General features: G+C 70.5%; 15 protein-coding genes and 1 pseudogene. 11 read left to right on the top strand and 5 right to left on the bottom strand.

Annotated elements, in window-relative coordinates:
- The first annotated feature begins 183 nt into the window (after nucleotides 1-183).
- Nucleotides 184-1,020: a potassium channel family protein gene (locus tag ACWDO5_RS32365; RefSeq protein WP_450534086.1), complete on the top strand. Its 837-nt coding sequence runs from the start codon at nucleotides 184-186 to the stop codon at nucleotides 1,018-1,020.
- On the opposite strand, the gene ACWDO5_RS32360 is transcribed toward ACWDO5_RS32365, so the two are convergent.
- Nucleotides 1,001-1,360: a peptidase inhibitor family I36 protein gene (locus ACWDO5_RS32360; RefSeq protein WP_450534087.1), complete on the bottom strand. Its 360-nt coding sequence runs from the start codon at nucleotides 1,358-1,360 to the stop codon at nucleotides 1,001-1,003. The two genes, ACWDO5_RS32365 and ACWDO5_RS32360, sit on opposite strands and share 20 nt — an antisense overlap.
- Before the next feature lie 223 nt (nucleotides 1,361-1,583).
- A complete protein-coding gene (locus ACWDO5_RS32355; RefSeq protein WP_450534084.1) occupies nucleotides 1,584-3,191 on the bottom strand; it encodes an MFS transporter in 1,608 nt (535 codons plus the stop codon).
- Between the two features lie 115 nt (nucleotides 3,192-3,306).
- On the opposite strand from ACWDO5_RS32355, the gene ACWDO5_RS32350 reads away from it, so the two are divergent.
- The 3 genes from ACWDO5_RS32350 (at nucleotide 3,307) to ACWDO5_RS32340 (ending at nucleotide 6,352) form a co-directional block, all read left to right on the top strand.
- On the top strand, nucleotides 3,307-3,963 hold the full coding sequence (locus tag ACWDO5_RS32350; RefSeq protein WP_450534082.1) for a TetR/AcrR family transcriptional regulator: 657 nt from the start codon (nucleotides 3,307-3,309) through the stop codon (nucleotides 3,961-3,963).
- A 233-nt stretch (nucleotides 3,964-4,196) separates the two neighbouring features.
- Nucleotides 4,197-5,408, top strand: a complete 1,212-nt coding sequence (locus tag ACWDO5_RS32345; RefSeq protein WP_450534081.1) for an alpha/beta hydrolase — start codon at nucleotides 4,197-4,199, stop codon at nucleotides 5,406-5,408.
- 74 nt (nucleotides 5,409-5,482) lie between these two features.
- Complete coding sequence (locus ACWDO5_RS32340; RefSeq protein WP_450534080.1) at nucleotides 5,483-6,352, top strand: DUF4429 domain-containing protein; 870 nt, start codon at nucleotides 5,483-5,485, stop codon at nucleotides 6,350-6,352.
- Nucleotides 6,353-6,417: 65 nt separating this feature from the next.
- Here the strand turns inward: ACWDO5_RS32340 and ACWDO5_RS32335 are convergent, their stop codons facing one another.
- Entirely contained in the window at nucleotides 6,418-7,431 is a 1,014-nt protein-coding gene (locus tag ACWDO5_RS32335; RefSeq protein ID WP_450534079.1) for an aldo/keto reductase, read from the bottom strand.
- 5 nt (nucleotides 7,432-7,436) lie between these two features.
- Complete coding sequence (locus tag ACWDO5_RS32330; protein ID WP_450534078.1) at nucleotides 7,437-7,892, bottom strand: MerR family transcriptional regulator; 456 nt, start codon at nucleotides 7,890-7,892, stop codon at nucleotides 7,437-7,439.
- 87 nt (nucleotides 7,893-7,979) lie between these two features.
- Between ACWDO5_RS32330 and ACWDO5_RS32325 the strand changes: the two are divergent.
- Together ACWDO5_RS32325 and ACWDO5_RS32320 are read left to right on the top strand one after the other, a co-directional pair.
- Nucleotides 7,980-8,472 (top strand): annotated as a pseudogene (locus ACWDO5_RS32325) (GNAT family N-acetyltransferase).
- Between the two features lie 10 nt (nucleotides 8,473-8,482).
- Nucleotides 8,483-9,295, top strand: coding sequence for a serine hydrolase domain-containing protein (locus ACWDO5_RS32320; protein WP_450534076.1), 813 nt, complete (start codon nucleotides 8,483-8,485; stop codon nucleotides 9,293-9,295).
- A gap of 58 nt (nucleotides 9,296-9,353) precedes the next feature.
- On the opposite strand, the gene ACWDO5_RS32315 is transcribed toward ACWDO5_RS32320, so the two are convergent.
- Nucleotides 9,354-10,034 (bottom strand): pirin family protein, encoded by a 681-nt coding sequence (locus ACWDO5_RS32315; RefSeq protein ID WP_450534075.1) that lies wholly within the window; start codon nucleotides 10,032-10,034, stop codon nucleotides 9,354-9,356.
- A gap of 166 nt (nucleotides 10,035-10,200) precedes the next feature.
- Between ACWDO5_RS32315 and ACWDO5_RS32310 the strand changes: the two genes are divergently transcribed.
- From ACWDO5_RS32310 to fabF, 5 genes are all read left to right on the top strand, one after another.
- Nucleotides 10,201-11,385 carry a PucR family transcriptional regulator gene (locus ACWDO5_RS32310; protein ID WP_450534074.1) on the top strand — a complete coding sequence of 395 codons (1,185 nt, stop codon included), beginning with the start codon at nucleotides 10,201-10,203 and terminating at the stop codon, nucleotides 11,383-11,385.
- 89 nt (nucleotides 11,386-11,474) lie between these two features.
- Entirely contained in the window at nucleotides 11,475-12,386 is a 912-nt protein-coding gene (locus tag ACWDO5_RS32305; RefSeq protein ID WP_450534073.1) for an ACP S-malonyltransferase, read from the top strand.
- Between the two features lie 17 nt (nucleotides 12,387-12,403).
- The gene (locus ACWDO5_RS32300) at nucleotides 12,404-13,405 is read left to right on the top strand and encodes a beta-ketoacyl-ACP synthase 3 (RefSeq protein WP_450534072.1); all 1,002 of its coding nucleotides are present in this window, start codon (nucleotides 12,404-12,406) and stop codon (nucleotides 13,403-13,405) included.
- A 54-nt stretch (nucleotides 13,406-13,459) separates the two neighbouring features.
- Nucleotides 13,460-13,708, top strand: coding sequence for an acyl carrier protein (locus tag ACWDO5_RS32295; protein WP_078077492.1), 249 nt, complete (start codon nucleotides 13,460-13,462; stop codon nucleotides 13,706-13,708).
- 77 nt (nucleotides 13,709-13,785) lie between these two features.
- The gene (gene fabF, locus ACWDO5_RS32290) at nucleotides 13,786-15,048 is read left to right on the top strand and encodes a beta-ketoacyl-ACP synthase II (RefSeq protein ID WP_450534069.1); all 1,263 of its coding nucleotides are present in this window, start codon (nucleotides 13,786-13,788) and stop codon (nucleotides 15,046-15,048) included.
- Nucleotides 15,049-15,121 lie beyond the last annotated feature (73 nt).

Genomic DNA, 15,121 nt, shown 5'->3' with positions numbered 1-15,121 from the left:
GGACAGCACCTGGCCGTCGTGCTCGATCCGCAACGGAAGAGGGAGCACTGAGGGGTGAGTGCCGAGACGGGCGCCGGGATTTCGCTGTCGACGCCCGGGGCAAGTGCGTCGAGCGACGCGGGCCCCGGGCGGGTCCCGCCGCCCTTCGGCTTCCTTACGATGCGTGGCATGACGACGCGTGGCATGAAGCAACGAACAGCGCAGGTCCGGTGGGAACAGCGCATGCAAAAGCCCCTGCTGACGCTCGCCGTGGCGTTCGCCGTCGGGTACGCCGTGCCCATCGTCACGCCCGACGCGGACCCCTGGGTGCACACCGTCTGCACGGTCATCGAGTGGGTCGTGTGGGGCGCGTTCGCCTTCGACTACCTCGTACGGCTGGCGCTGGCGCCGGGCAAGCGGCTGTTCGTGCGCAGCCATCCGCTGGACCTGGTCGCGGTGGTGCTGCCGCTGGTGCAGCCGCTGCGGCTGCTGCGGGTCGTCTCCACGCTGCTGCTGGTGGGCCGGCGGGCCAGGATGGCGCCGCAGGTCACGATGACGACGTATGTCGGGGGCGCGGTGGTGGGGCTGATGATGTTCGGCTCGCTGGCCGTGCTGCATGTGGAGCGGGACGCGCCCGGCGGGAACATCAAGACGCTTGGCGACGCGGTGTGGTGGTCGTTCACGACGATGACGACAGTCGGATACGGCGATCACGCGCCGACGACGGGACTCGGGCGGGTGCTCGCGGTCGGGCTGATGCTCTCGGGGATCGCGCTGCTCGGTGTCGTCACAGCCAATATCGCGGCGTGGTTCATCTCCCGCTTCGAGCGGGACGACGCGGAGGAGCGCCGGCAGACGGCGCTCCTCGAAGCGCTCACGCAGGAGGTCAAGGGGCTGCGGACGGAGATCGGGCGGCTGTCGGGAGCGGTCGCCGCAGCCCCCGCTCCCGTACCGGCGGCGGGCTCTGCGCCCGTGCCGGCGGCGGGCTCTGTCTCCGAGCAGCCCGTCGGCCAGTTCTCCCCTAGCTCTCCCAGATCTTGAACGCCCTTACCCCGTACGGCGATTGGGGCACCCAGGTGCCGCCGCCCGGGTAGGTGTCGAACTCGCCCGTCTCCTCGCACTCCGCCGACTGATACGTGGTGACGGGCCGCCCGGTCCGGTTGGCGAGCGACTGTGCGGTGATGCCCGGCGGCAGCGGCACACAGCTCTCGATGTCCGTACCGGACAGTTCATGGGTCTGGCGGGCGCCCTTGAAGTTCCCCTTCTCCCAGAGACAGAGCTCGCCCGCCGCGCACTCCCCGAGGCGGGGCTGCGCGGCGGTCGCCGTCTGCGGCGCCAGTACTGCTGCGGCCAGGACTACGGCCGTGACGATCTTGCGCATATCGGTCAACCCCCGTGTCGTACTGATCACTTGCTGATACTTGACCGCACCCTGACCTGCGGCGGACGGGGCGGGGAAGGGGGTACGGCGCACATCACCCGGATAGGTGACAGCCCCGCCGGGCGGGCCCGGCGGGGCTGTCGTACGCGCGCGGTTGACGTCAGCCCGACGTCAGCGTGACGTCAGCGTGACGTCAGATCCGGAGCATCAGACGGGGTGGGCGTCAGATGTGGGCCGCGCCCGCACCCGGCTCGGCGTTCGCGCCGCGCTTGGTCAGCAGGGCCACGAAGACCGCGACAACCGCGACACCGGCGGCGACCAGACAGGCCAGGCTCATGCCCGAAATGAAGGTGTCGTGGGCCACGCCGACGATCTTCTCGGCGATGGCGGGCGGGGTCCCGGGCGCCACCGGCGGCACGCCCACCTGAACGGCTTCCGACGCCTGGTCCAGTTGGGCGGGGGTGAGCGGCGGGAGCTTGGCATCGATCCAGTTGCCCGCGAGGTCGCTGTCGACCTTGGAGGCCATGACCGCGCCGAGCACCGCCGTACCGAGGCTGCCGCCGATCTGCATGGCTGCCTGCTGCAGGCCGCCCGCGACGCCGGAGAGCTCCATCGGGGCGTTGCCGACGATGACCTCGGTGGCGCCGACCATGACCGGCGCGAGGCCGAGGCCGAGCAGGGCGAACCAGACCGACATCGGCAGGCTGCCGGTGTCCGTGGCCAGGGTCGACATGCCAAACATGGCGACCGCCGTGAGCACCATGCCGCCGGCCAGCGGGATGCGCGGGCCCGACTTGGTGATCAGCGCGCCCGCCAGCGGGGAGCCGACGATCATCATGCCGGTGAGCGGCAGCAGGTGCAGACCGCTGTCGACGGGGCTCATGCCGTGCACGTTCTGCAGATAGAAGGTGACGAAGAACAGGCCGCCCATGAAGGCGATGGCCATCAGCACCATCAGGACCGTGCCCGCCGCGAGCGGCACGGAGCGGAACAGCTTCAGCGGTATGAGCGGTTCCCTGACCTTCGTCTCCCAGAGGGCGAAGAGCGCGAAACAGACGACGGATACAGCGATGAAGCCCCAGGTCTGCCCGTCGCCCCAGCCCCACTCCGGGGCCTTGATCAGCGCCCAGACCAGGCAGAACATGGCCGCCGAGAGCAGCGCGATGCCGAGGATGTCGAAGGACTTCGGCGCGTTCTTCGCGCGGTGGTCCTTGAGAATCAGCGCGCCGAGCGCGACCGCGAGGATGCCGACCGGGACGTTGATGAAGAAGACCGACTGCCAGCTGACGTGCTGGACGAGCAGGCCGCCGAGGATCGGGCCGCCGGCGGTGGAGGCGCCGATGACCATGCCCCAGATGCCGATCGCCATGTTCAGCTTCTCGGCGGGGAAGGTGGCGCGCAGCAGGCCGAGCGCTGCGGGCATCAGCAGCGCGCCGAACAGTCCCTGGAGCACGCGGAAGGTGACCACCAGGGCGATGCTGTCGGACAGCCCGATGGCCCCCGACGCGGCGGCGAATCCGACGACACCGATGAGGAAGGTCTGCCGATGGCCGAAGCGGTCACCGAGCTTGCCGGCGGTGATCAGGGTCACGGCGAGGGCGAGGAAGTAGCCGTTGGTGATCCACTGGACGTCGGCGAACGTGGCGCCGAGGTCCTTCTGGATCGCCGGGTTGGCGATCGCGACGATGGTGCCGTCCAGCGCGACCATCATCACGCCGATGGCCACCGAGAAGAGCGTCAGCCAGGGGTGGCCACGCAGCCCCTTGACCGGTGCCGGGGCGGCGTCCTGGGGGTCCTGCGGCGCCTTTTCGACGGCGGTCTGACTAGTCATGCCCGGAGACTAATGTCAGCGACTGACAGTTGACAAACCGATTCACAAGTCGGTAACTGCCACGTAGCTCGCAGGTAAGCTGAGTCGGCCGAAGTGTCAGAAAGAGGACCATGAAGTGACGGTCGAGCCGACAGGTCTGCGGGAGCGCAAGAAGCAGCGGACCCGTGACGCGCTGGTGCGCGCCGCGCTGGAGCTGTTCACGACCAAGGGGTACGAGCAGACGACCGTCGACGAGATCGCGGACGCGGTCGAGGTCTCCCAGCGCACGTTCTTCCGGTACTTCGCCAACAAGGAGGAGGCGGCGTTCGCCGTCCAGCAGCTCGCCGAGTCCCACATCATCTCGGCGGTGCGCGAACGGCCCGCGCAGGAGGGGCCGTTCGAGGCGCTGCGGAACGCGGTGCTGGGGGCGTGGGACACGATCGGCGAGGCGATCGAGGCGATCATCCCCCTCGATCTGCATATGCGCAGTTGCCAGCTGATCGAGTCGACGCCCGCGCTGCTCGCCGTCCATCTGCGGCGCTCCACGGAGGTCGAGGAGGAGATCGCCCGCCTGATCGCGGACCGCGAGGGCATGGACGTGAACACGGACCCGAGGCCACGGGTCGCGGTGGCGGCGTTCAGCGGGGTGATGCGGGTTACGGGCCGGCTGTGGGGCCAGGGCGAGGACGCGAGCATGGAGGCGCTCAGGAGCCTCACGGAGACATACCTGGACCACCTGGGCCCGGCGCTGGCGGAGAACTGGGGGGCGCGGGCTGCCCGTTCGGGCACGTAGGCACCGGCTGCCGGTCCGGCACCCGCGGCAGCCGGGCAGCGCACCTGCGGCAGCCCCCGCCACGGACCCGGCGATGCAGCCGAACGGTCCTGGTTCGGCAACCGCGACGCCACGCCGGAGCGTACGCCCCTCGCGCACGGAGTGTGACGGGCTTCCTCTCATTCCCCCGGTAACACGTGATCTCCCTCACGGTCTTCGCGAGCTCCCTCACGCGTCTCCTAGGGTGTCCCGCAGTGACTTCCTTCGACTCCGCCCCCACCCTGACCGCATGGCGCGCCCTCCTCGCCCTCGCGGTCGTGTTCATCATGCTGGCGACCACCGGCTGGACCGCCGTACGACATCACGGCGGTCCCCGTAACGCTCTTGAGGCCGAGCTGGCCGGATGGACCAAGGCCCGGATAGGGGCGCGAGCCCTGCCCCGGACCGATTCGGCGCCGCATCGGCTCGCCACCTTCTTCGGCTCGCTCGGCAGTGCGCAACGCGCCCGACTCGCCGACCACTACCCGCTCGTCGTCGGCAATCTCAACGGCGCCCCGGTCACCCTGCGCTACCGCGCCAACCGCAAGGCCCTCGCACACTCGCTCGAGCTCGAGAGCAAGCGCGTGAATGACCCCAACCTCACCGCGGAAGGCCACAGCGAGGCAATCCGCCGTATGCACCGCTTCCAAGCGCTGATGAGCGCCGACCGGCAGATCCTCGCCTTCGACCCGTCCGGGTCCGGCAGGGTCGCCGAGGTGCTCGGCGACCTCGAACGTGCCCAGCGCGTCTCGGTGATCGTCCCCGGCGTCGACACCAATCTGCTCACCTTCCAAAGGACCGTCCGCAAGTACACCGCGCCCCTCGGCATGGCGCAGTCGCTGTACGCCGCCGAACGGGCCGCATCCCCTGGTACGCGTATCGCCGTCATCGCCTGGGCCGACTACACAGCGCCCGTCGGCGTCGGCATGGACTCGGCCATCGGCCGCCTCGCCGAGAGCGGCGCGGTCCGGCTGGCCGCGCTCACGAACGGGCTGCCCGGCGACTCCAGGATCGCGCTGTTCTGCCACAGCTACGGCTCCGTCGTCTGCGGAGTCGCGGCCCGCCAACTGCCCGACCGGGTGGAAGACATAGCGGTGGCCGGCAGCCCCGGCATGCGCGCCCAGAACGTCGCCGGGCTGAACGCACGCGCCCGGGTCTGGGCCATGCGGGACAGCGACGACTGGATCCAGGGGGTGCCGCATCTCGAAATGGGCGGCCTCGGGCACGGCGAGGATCCGGTGACGCCGGCGTTCGGGGCGCGGGTGCTCTCCGCGACCGGCGCGGTCGGCCACACCGGCTATTTCGAGCCGGGTACGGAGAGCATCAGCAACTTCGCTCAGATAGGTGTCGGTTCGTACCACAGCGTGAGCTGCGCAAGCGAAGATGACACATGCCGCAGCGATATTTACGGCAACGAGGCGGCCTGACGCGCGTAGAGCGTCGCGGATCGGGCCTCGCACCGATACAGACGCGCGGGCGCACGCCGCCTACGATGATGCGTATGGGTGATGTGCTGGCCGGAATTCAAGCCACCTGGGAGTTCGAGACCGACTCCGTGCTCATCCGCTTCGAACGGGGGCTCCGCACGCCGAAGCTGTTTCAGACGCTTCGTGAACGCCGTATCCCCCACGAGGCGTTGGCATCGGTGACACTCTCCCCGGGTAAGCGCGGCACGGTGGTGCTGCACGCGGTGCCCAGACCCGGCGCGGACCCGCTGATGGAGGCCGCGGCCGGGCAGTTGAAGGAGGGCTGCGACCCGTACCGTGTTGTGCTGCCCGCGGAGCGGGAGACGCTCGCCGAGTACTACGCCGACGAACTGCGCGGCCTGCTCCCCGCGGACGCGGACAAGCCCGCCGAGCGGTACGCCGTGGCCGCGCCCGAGGCCCCGCTGGGCTTCAAGGCGTACGACGGAAAGGCCTCCTTCGACGGCTCGCACGTCGCCTTCCGCTGGTCGTGGACGGGCGCGTCGTCCGCCAAGTGGAAGGCGGGCGACCAGAGTTTCCCGGTTGCGGAGCTCAGCGGGGTCGAGTGGCGCTCACCGGAGGCGTTCGACGGGTATCTGCGGCTGCTGCGGCGCGGCGACGAACCGGGCGACGAGGGTGCCAGGCCCATGCAGGCGGACCAGGACCCGGCCACGGTGCTGTTCGGGCTGAGGTACGGGCCGGTGCACGAGTCGCTGCCGTTCGCGGCCGCGGTGCTCGAATCCGTACGGAATACCGGCTCGGCCTCTGTACCGGCGCTGCGGGCGGGGCGGCGCGACCCGGCCGACATCGCCGATCGGATACGGCACCTCGGCGAACTGCACCAGGCGGGTCTGGTGACGGACGAGGAGTTCAGCACGAAGAAGGCGGAGCTGCTCGCGCAGCTGTGAGCGCCTCCAGGGAGGGCCGGCGGGGCGTGTTGCCCGCCTTCACCGGCCCGTCCCCGGCGTACGGGCTACTCGCGGGCCGCCGACGTCGACGACATGTCCGGGTACCTGTCTCCCGCCACCTGCCCGGCTATCGGCTCCAGCACCGCCAGCTCGTCGGCGGTCAGCGTCAGTCGGGTCGCGCCGACGTTCTCGAGCAGCCGGCTGGTCTTGCGGGTGCCGGGTATCGGGACCACGGCGAGCGAGTGCACATCGGCCTGCTGCTGCACCCAGGCGAGGGCGACCTGCGCGGCCGTCGCCCCGTGCGCCGCCGCGATCTTGTGTACGGGCTCGAGCAGCGCCGCGTTGGTCTTGGCGTTGTCGCCGGTGAAGCGCGGCTGGTACTGGCGGTAGTCGTCCGACGACAGCTCCTTGCCGGCGTCCGCGAACGCGCCGGTCAGGAAGCCTCGGCCGAGCGGTGAGTACGGCACGAAGGCAACGCCGAGCTCCGCCGCCGCGCCCACCGCGCTGCGTTCCACGTCCCGGCTGAACAGCGACCACTCCGACTGCAGCGCGGCGATCGGGTGCACGGCGTGCGCCTCGCGCAGTTCCGCGCCGGTGACCTCGCTCAGCCCGAGGTGCCTGACCTTGCCCTGCTCGACCAGTTCGGCCATCGTGCCGACGGACTCGGCGAACGGCACGGCCGGGTCGCGGCGGTGCATGTAGTACACGTCGATGACGTCGGTCTTCAGCCGCCGCAGGCTGTCCTCGACGGCCTTGCGGATGTACGCGCCGTCGTTGCGGATGCCGCGGTAGTGCGGGTCGTCGGTCCGCTCCAGGGCGAACTTCGTGGCCAGCGTGATCTCGTCGCGGTGCGCCGCGACGAACGGAGCGAGGAACTCCTCGTTCGCCCCGCGTCCGTACGCGTCGGCCGTGTCGAAGAACGTGACGCCCGCCTCAAGCGCCGCCTCCAGGGTGTCCCGGGCGGCCGCCAGGTCGGTCTCTCCGTAGAACTCGCTCATGCCCATGCAGCCAAGTCCCTGCACGCCGACCAGCGGTCCGCCGCTCCCGAGCCGCACCTGTGCCATCTTGCTGTTGCTCATCAGGTTCAGAGCCTCTCCGACGCCCGCCGGGCGTCCGCGTAAAAGTCGATCTTGTGGTCCAGCACGGCGAGCGTGTCCTGTAGCTCCGCGATGCGCGATTTCACATCGCGCCGCGTCTGCTGCAGCAGCTCCTGCCGTGCCTCGAAGGTGTGCTCGCCCTCCCGCACCAGCTCGGCGTAGCGGACCATGTCCGCTACCGGCATCCCGGTCAGCCGCAGCTTGCCGACGAAGGCGAGCCAGTCCAGGTCGCTGTTGGTGAAGCGCCGCTGCCCGGTGTGCGACCGGTCGACGTGCGGCATCAGCCCGATCCGCTCGTACCAGCGCAGGGTGTGCGCGGTGAGGCCGGTGAAGGCGACGACCTCGCTGATCGTGTAGCGGTCCTGCCCTTCGGCGCGGGGATGCGCGCGCGGCGCAGCGGCGCAGATGTCCGTCCTGTCCGGCTGGGTCTCGATCAGCGTCATGCCCTCAACGCTAGAACCCTGGAGTGCACTCAAAGCAAGCAGAAACCGATGGCAGTTTTCGTGTGCCCCCGATTAGCCTCCGGTCGCATGAGCCTCGCCCGCCGCGCCACCCCGGAAGACGCCGAAGAGCTGGTCCGCCTCCGCAAGGTCATGCAGGACTCGCATCTCGGGCCGAATCCCGACGTCAGCTGGCAGCCCGCCGCCGTCGACACCCTGCGCAAGAAGCTCGCCGACCCGGCCGGCGACCTGACCGCGTTCGTCGTCGTGCGCCCCGGGGGCCTCGCGGCCTGTGCGGTCGGCACGATCGAACACCGGCTCGGCGGCCCCGGCAATCCGCACGGCACGTCCGGCTATGACGGGGGTCCGGGGGTGTCCCCCGGGAGAGCACAGCAGTGTGGCCACCGATCCGGACATGCGACGCCGCGGCTACTCCCGGGCCTGCATGGAGGCGCTCCTGGCCTGGTTCCGCGAGCGCGGCGTACCCAGGATCGACCTGCGCGCCTCCATCGACGGCGAGCCGCTGTACACCTCACTCGGCTTCGTCCGCACCCCCGATCCCGCGATGAGACTGACCCTCTAGGCTCATAGCCATGCAGAGCCTGGCGATAATCGAGAACTGGCCGGTACCGACCGCGGCGGCCGCTGTCGTACGAGCGGACGGCACGGTCGCCGGCTCGTACGGCCCCACCTCGCAGCGCTTCCCGCTCGCCTCCGTCACCAAGCCGCTCGCGGCGTACGCGGCGCTCGTGGCGTACGAGGAGGGGGCCGTCGAACTCGACGAGCCGGCGGGCCCGGAGGGCTCGACGGTCCGTCATCTGCTCGCCCACACCTCGGGCCTGGCCTTCGACGAGCATCGCGTGACGGCCCCGCCCGGCACCCGCCGGCTGTACTCCAACGCGGGCTTCGAGGTGCTCGGCGACCACATCGCCAAGGCTACGGAGATCCCGTTCGCGGAGTATCTGCACCAGGCGGTGCTCGAGCCGCTGGGCATGACGGCGACCACCCTGGACGGCTCGCCGGCGAAGGACGGTGTCTCGACGGTCGACGACCTGGTGCGCTTCGCCGCGGAGGTGCAGGCCCCGCGTCTGCTTGACTCCCGCACGGTGCTGGAGGCGATGACGGTCGTGCACCCCGGCCTATCCGGGATCCTCCCCGGCTACGGGCACCAGAAGCCCAACGACTGGGGACTCGGCTTCGAGATCCGGGACGCCAAGTCCCCGCACTGGACGGGCAGTTCGTCCTCGCCGCGCACCTTCGGCCACTTCGGCCAGTCGGGCACGTTCCTGTGGATCGACCCGTCGGTGGGCGCGGCGTGCGTTGCACTCACGGACCGGGCGTTCGGACCGTGGGCCATCGAGGCGTGGCCGCCGTTCACGGATGCGGTGCTCGCCGAGCTGCGCTGAGGCGGGCGCCTGCGGCGGGCCGACGCGGGGCTCTGCCCCCGGCCCCCGTCCCCGCCCCTCAGACGCCGGACGGGCTTGACAGCTCCCACATCAGGACCTCTGCCGGGCCCGCCCCCGCCGCCAGCTCCAGGCCCTCCGCGTCCACGATCCGTGCCGAGTCGCCCGGTCCCAACTCCGCGTCCCCCAGCCGCACTTCGCCACGCACCACATGGACGTACACAGCCGCCGCGTCCGGGACCGCCGTGCGTTCGCCCGGGGCGAGGCGGCGGGCATGGAGCATCGCGCCCGCCTCGGGCAGCGCATACGGCGTCGAGTCCGCGATGCCGCGCACGATCTCGTACGAAGGGTCGCCGCCCGGTGACAGCGGCGCGAGCCACATCTGTACGAAGACCAGCGGCGCGTCCCCGTCGTTGCGCTCCACATGCCGCACCCCGCCCGCCGAGCTGAGCCGCTGGACGTCCCCGGGCCCGACCACCGTCGCGTGGCCCGCCGAGTCGCGGTGGGTGAGCTCGCCCTCGACGACCCAGGTGACGATCTCGGTGTGGCTGTGCGGATGCTCGTCGAAACCCGCGCCCGGCTCGAGACGTTCCTCGTTGCAGGCGAGGATCGCGCCGAAGCGGAGGTTGTCGGGGTCGTAATGGCGCCCGAAGGAAAAGGCGTGCAAGGACTCGATGCCCGAGGCGGGGTCGCCGCCGCGGAAGCGGTCGGCGGAGCGCCGTACGTCAATCACGGGTCCCACCGTAGACCCGCGCGGGCGGCTGCCGCGGCCGGCCCGTTCGCGCACGGAGTCCGGCGCAGGCCCCCCGAAGCTCGCGAGGCGCCCCGGCGCCCAGCGATGCGAGGGCGGCACGAAGAAGGAGGCCCCGCCACTCCGTGCACCCGTCCCGATAAGGCAGTCTTGTCCCGTGCCCGAACCTGCAGCGAACGCCCCCCACCCGCATCCCGCGACCCTGCGCCGCCTGGAGCAGTCCTCCGGCCGGCTCGCCGCGAACGCCATCGCGCGCATGGACGAAACGCTGCCCTGGTACCGGGCGATGCCCCCGGAGAACCGGTCGTGGATCGGCCTGGTCGCCCAGGCCGGCATCGCCGCGTTCACCGAGTGGTTCCGGCATCCGGAGACCCCGCAGGCGATCTCGACCGATGTCTTCGGCACGGCTCCGCGCGAACTGACCCGGGCGATCACCCTGCGCCAGACCGTCGAGATGGTGCGTACCACCATCGAGGTCATGGAGACGGCGATCGAGGAAGTCGCCGCCCCCGGCGACGTATCCGTGCTGCGCGAGGCCCTGCTCGTCTACGCGCGCGAGATCGCCTTCGCGACCGCCCAGGTGTACGCCCAGGCCGCCGAGGCACGTGGCGCGTGGGACGCCCGCCTGGAATCCCTCGTCGTGAACGCCGTACTGTCCGGCGAGGCCGACGAGGGCGCGGTCTCCCGCGCCGCCGCGCTCGGCTGGAACTCGCCGGAGCATGTCTGCGTCATCCTCGGCACCGCGCCCGACGGGGACAGCGAACTGACCGTCGAGGCGATCCGCCGGGCCGCCCGGCACGCCAAGCTTCAGGTCCTCACCGGAGTCCTCGGCGACCGGCTCGTCGTCATCGCGGGCGGCAGCGACAATCCACTGCACGTCGCCAAGGCGCTGATCGGGCCTTATGCGGCCGGCCCCGTGGTCGCGGGCCCCGTCGTCCCCGACCTGCTCGCCGCGACCAGGTCCGCGCAGGCCGCGGCCGCCGGGCTCAAGGCGTGCTCGGCCTGGCAGGACGCGCCACGCCCGGTCCTCGCGGACGATCTGCTGCCGGAGCGCGCGATCGCGTCGGACCCTGCCGCGCGTGAGCAATTGGTGGAGGAGATCTACAGACCGCTGGAGGAAGCGGGGTCGGCGCTGCTGGAAACACTGAGCGTCTATCTGGAGCAGGCGAGCAGTCTCGAGGGCGCCGCCCGGATGCTCTTCGTCCACCCCAACACCGTGCGCTACCGGCTCCGACGTGTGACCGACGTCACCGGATGGTCACCCTCCGATGTGCGCTCCGCGTTCACTCTGCGAATCGCGCTGATCCTGGGGCGTCTGGCCGACGGGGATTCGCAGTCCTAGACTTTTGTCGAACACCAACAATTCCCCTGACGGTTCTTGGTCCCTGTCCTCACGGGCGGTTTGAGCCGTCCTCAAGAGAGAGTGTGAGGGTGCTCGTACTCGTCGCTCCCGGCCAAGGCGCTCAGACGCCCGGCTTCCTGACTCCCTGGCTCGACCTCCCCGGCGCCGCAGACCGCATCGCGGCCTGGTCCGACGCCATCGGGCTCGACCTTGCCCACTACGGCACCAAGGCCGACGCGGACGAGATCCGCGACACTGCCGTGGCACAGCCGCTCCTGGTCGCCGCCGGCCTGCTGTCGGCCGACGCGCTGGGTGCTGTGCTGCCCGGCGCAGTCGCGGGCCACAGCGTCGGTGAGATCACCGCGGCCGTGTTCGCGGGTGTCATCGACGACGCCGCCGCGCTCGGTTTCGTACGCACGCGCGGACTGGCGATGGCCGAGGCCGCCGCGGTCACCGAGACCGGCATGTCGGCCGTCCTCGGCGGCGACCCCGAGCAGGTCGTCGCCCACCTCGAAAAGCTCGGCCTGACCCCGGCGAATGTGAACGGCGCCGGCCAGATCGTCGCCGCCGGCACCGCCGAGCAACTCGCCGCGCTGGCCGAGGACAAGCCGGAGAAGGCGCGCGTGATCGCTCTGAAGGTGGCCGGCGCGTTCCACACGCACCACATGGCGCCCGCGGTCACGACCCTCCAGGACGCCGCCGCGGACCTCACGGTCTCCGACCCGGTCCTGCCGTACATCTCGAACAAGGACGGCCGCACGGTCTCCACCGGCGACGAGGTCATCGCCCGGCTGGTCGGCCAGGTCGCCAACCCGGTCCGCTGGGACCTGTGCATGGAGACCTTCAAGGAGCAGGGCGTCACCGGTCTGATCGAGGTCTGCCCCGGCGGCACGCTCACCGGCCTCGCCAAGCGCGCCCTGCCGGGCGTGCAGACCCTCGCGCTCAAGACCCCCGACGACCTCGAGGCGGCCCGCACGCTCGTCGCCGAGCACTCTTCCTGACAAGGAGCCGTAGAGCAATGTCGAAGATCAAGCCCAGCCAGGGCGCCCCGTACGCACGCATCATGGGTGTCGGCGGCTACCGCCCGACCCGGGTCGTGCCCAACGAGGTGATCCTCGAGACGATCGACTCCTCCGACGAGTGGATCCGCTCCCGCTCGGGCATCGCCACCCGCCACTGGGCCTCCCCCGAGGAGACCGTGAGCGCGATGTCCGTCGAGGCGGCCGGCAAGGCGATCGCGGACGCCGGGATCAGCCCGCAGCAGATCGGCGGCGTGATCGTCGCCACCGTCTCGCACTTCAAGCAGACCCCGGCCGTCGCCACCGAGATCGCGGACAAGATCGGCGCGGTCAAGCCGGCCGCGTTCGACATCTCCGCGGGCTGCGCGGGCTTCGGCTACGGACTGACCCTCGCCAAGGGCATGGTCGTCGAGGGCTCCGCCGAGTACGTACTCGTCATCGGCGTCGAGCGGCTGAGCGATCTGACCGACCTGGAGGACCGCGCGACGGCCTTCCTGTTCGGCGACGGGGCCGGCGCGGTCGTCGTGGGCCCCGCCAAGGAGCCGCAGATCGGCCCGACCGTGTGGGGTTCCGAGGGCGACAAGTCCGACACCATCAAGCAGACCGTGCCGTGGGACGACTACCGCGAGGGCAAGGTCGAGAAGTTTCCGGCGATCACGCAGGAGGGCCAGGCGGTCTTCCGCTGGGCCGTGTTCGAGATGGCGAAGGTCGCCCAGCAGGCGCTGGACGCGGCCGGAATCAGCGCGGACGACCTGGACGTCTTCATTCCGCACCAGGCCAATATGCGGATCATCGATTCGATGGTGAAGACTCTGAAGCTGCCGGAGCACGTCACGGTCGCCCGTGACGTGGAGACCACCGGCAACACTTCGGCCGCCTCGATCCCGCTCGCCATGGAGCGGCTCCTGGCGACCGGACAGGCGAAGAGCGGTGACACCGCGCTCGTCATCGGCTTCGGGGCGGGTCTCGTCTACGCCGCGACGGTCGTTACCCTCCCCTAAGCAACCGGATCTTCCGGACGCCACACCCTCTGATACAAACCGAAGGAGCGCCACATGGCCGCCACGCAGGAAGAGATCGTCACCGGTCTCGCGGAGATCGTCAACGAGATCGCCGGCATCCCGGTCGAGGACGTCCAGCTGGACAAGTCCTTCACCGACGACCTGGACGTCGACTCCCTGTCCATGGTCGAGGTCGTCGTCGCCGCCGAAGAGCGCTTCGACGTCAAGATCCCGGACGACGACGTCAAGAACCTGAAGACCGTCGGCGACGCCGCGGACTACATCGCGAAGCACCAGGCCTGAGCCTGAACGCGTTTGTCGCCACCTGACGGTGGCGCCGTGACAATTCAGCACCCCCTACACGTGGAGAAAGAATTCCTGTGAGCTCGACCAATCGCACCGTGGTCGTCACCGGTATCGGCGCAACCACACCGTTGGGTGGCGACAGCGCATCGACCTGGGAGGGTCTGCTCGCCGGGCGCTCCGGGGTGAAGCCCCTCGACGGCGAGCGCTTCGCCGACCTCCCGGTCCGGATCGCCGCGCCCGCGGCGGTCGACCCGGGCGAGGTCCTGCCGCGCCCGCTGGCCCGCAAGCTGGACCGCTCGGCGCAGTTCGCGCTGATCGCCGCACGCGAGGCCTGGGCCGACGCCGGCTACACCGCTCCGGCGGGCGAGGACGAGAAGGTCCTGCCCGAGCGTCTGGGTACGGTCATCGCCTCCGGCATCGGTGGCGTAACGACTCTGCTCGACCAGTACGACGTGCTCAAGGAGAAGGGCGTACGCCGTGTCTCCCCGCACACCGTTCCGATGCTGATGCCGAACGGCCCGTCCGCCAACGTCGGCCTTGAGGTGAACGCCCGGGCGGGCGTGCACACTCCGGTCTCCGCGTGCGCGTCCGGCGCCGAGGCGATCGGCTACGCCGTCGAGATGATCCGCACCGGCCGTGCCGATGTGGTCGTCGCGGGCGGCACCGAGGCGGCGATCCACCCGCTGCCCGTAGCGGCGTTCGCCAACATGATGGCGATGTCCAAGAACAACGACGAGCCCCAGAAGGCTTCTCGCCCGTACGACAAGGCCCGTGACGGCTTTGTACTCGGCGAGGGCGCGGGCGTCGTCATCCTCGAGTCGGCCGAGCACGCCGCGCGGCGCGGCGCGAAGGTCTACTGCGAGGTGCTGGGCCAGGGCCTGTCCGCGGACAGCCACCACATCGCGCAGCCCGAGCCGAGTGGCCGCGGCATCGCGACCGCGCTGCAGAATCTGCTCGACTCGACGGACCTCAAGCCGTCCGAAGTGGTGCACCTCAACGCGCACGCGACGTCCACCCCGCAGGGCGACGTCGCCGAGATCAAGGCCCTGCGCAAGGTCCTGGGCGACGAGCTCGACCATGTCGCGGTCTCCGCCACGAAGTCGATGACGGGCCATCTGCTGGGCGGCGCGGGCGGCATCGAGACGGTCGCGACGGTGCTCGCGCTGTACCACCGCACGGCCCCGCCGACCATCAACGTCGACGACCTCGACGAGGAGGTCGACGCGGACGTCGTGCGCGACGAGCCCCGCAAGCTCCCTCAGGGCACAATCGCGGCGATCAACAACTCGTTCGGCTTCGGCGGTCACAACGTGGTCCTGGCGTTCCGGACCGTCTGAGTCTCCGGCTGAGTTTCTGGGCGTACTGGAAAGGGCCCCCACCGCGCGGTGGGGGCCCTTTCGCGTACGTGCG

This window comes from Streptomyces sp. NPDC000880 (assembly GCF_053599675.1).
This window is presented reverse-complemented; position numbering and strand designations above follow the sequence as displayed.

Coding starts and splice junctions, on each gene's coding strand:
- ACWDO5_RS32355 (WP_450534084.1), bottom strand. CDS start 3,191: ATGACTAGTCAGACCGCCGTCGAAAAGGCGCCGCAGGACCCCCAGGAC.
- ACWDO5_RS32295 (WP_078077492.1), top strand. CDS start 13,460: ATGGCCGCCACGCAGGAAGAGATCGTCACCGGTCTCGCGGAGATCGTC.
- ACWDO5_RS32320 (WP_450534076.1), top strand. CDS start 8,483: ATGCAGAGCCTGGCGATAATCGAGAACTGGCCGGTACCGACCGCGGCG.
- ACWDO5_RS32340 (WP_450534080.1), top strand. CDS start 5,483: ATGGGTGATGTGCTGGCCGGAATTCAAGCCACCTGGGAGTTCGAGACC.
- ACWDO5_RS32300 (WP_450534072.1), top strand. CDS start 12,404: ATGTCGAAGATCAAGCCCAGCCAGGGCGCCCCGTACGCACGCATCATG.
- ACWDO5_RS32335 (WP_450534079.1), bottom strand. CDS start 7,431: ATGAGCAACAGCAAGATGGCACAGGTGCGGCTCGGGAGCGGCGGACCG.
- ACWDO5_RS32330 (WP_450534078.1), bottom strand. CDS start 7,892: ATGACGCTGATCGAGACCCAGCCGGACAGGACGGACATCTGCGCCGCT.
- ACWDO5_RS32360 (WP_450534087.1), bottom strand. CDS start 1,360: ATGCGCAAGATCGTCACGGCCGTAGTCCTGGCCGCAGCAGTACTGGCG.
- ACWDO5_RS32365 (WP_450534086.1), top strand. CDS start 184: ATGAAGCAACGAACAGCGCAGGTCCGGTGGGAACAGCGCATGCAAAAG.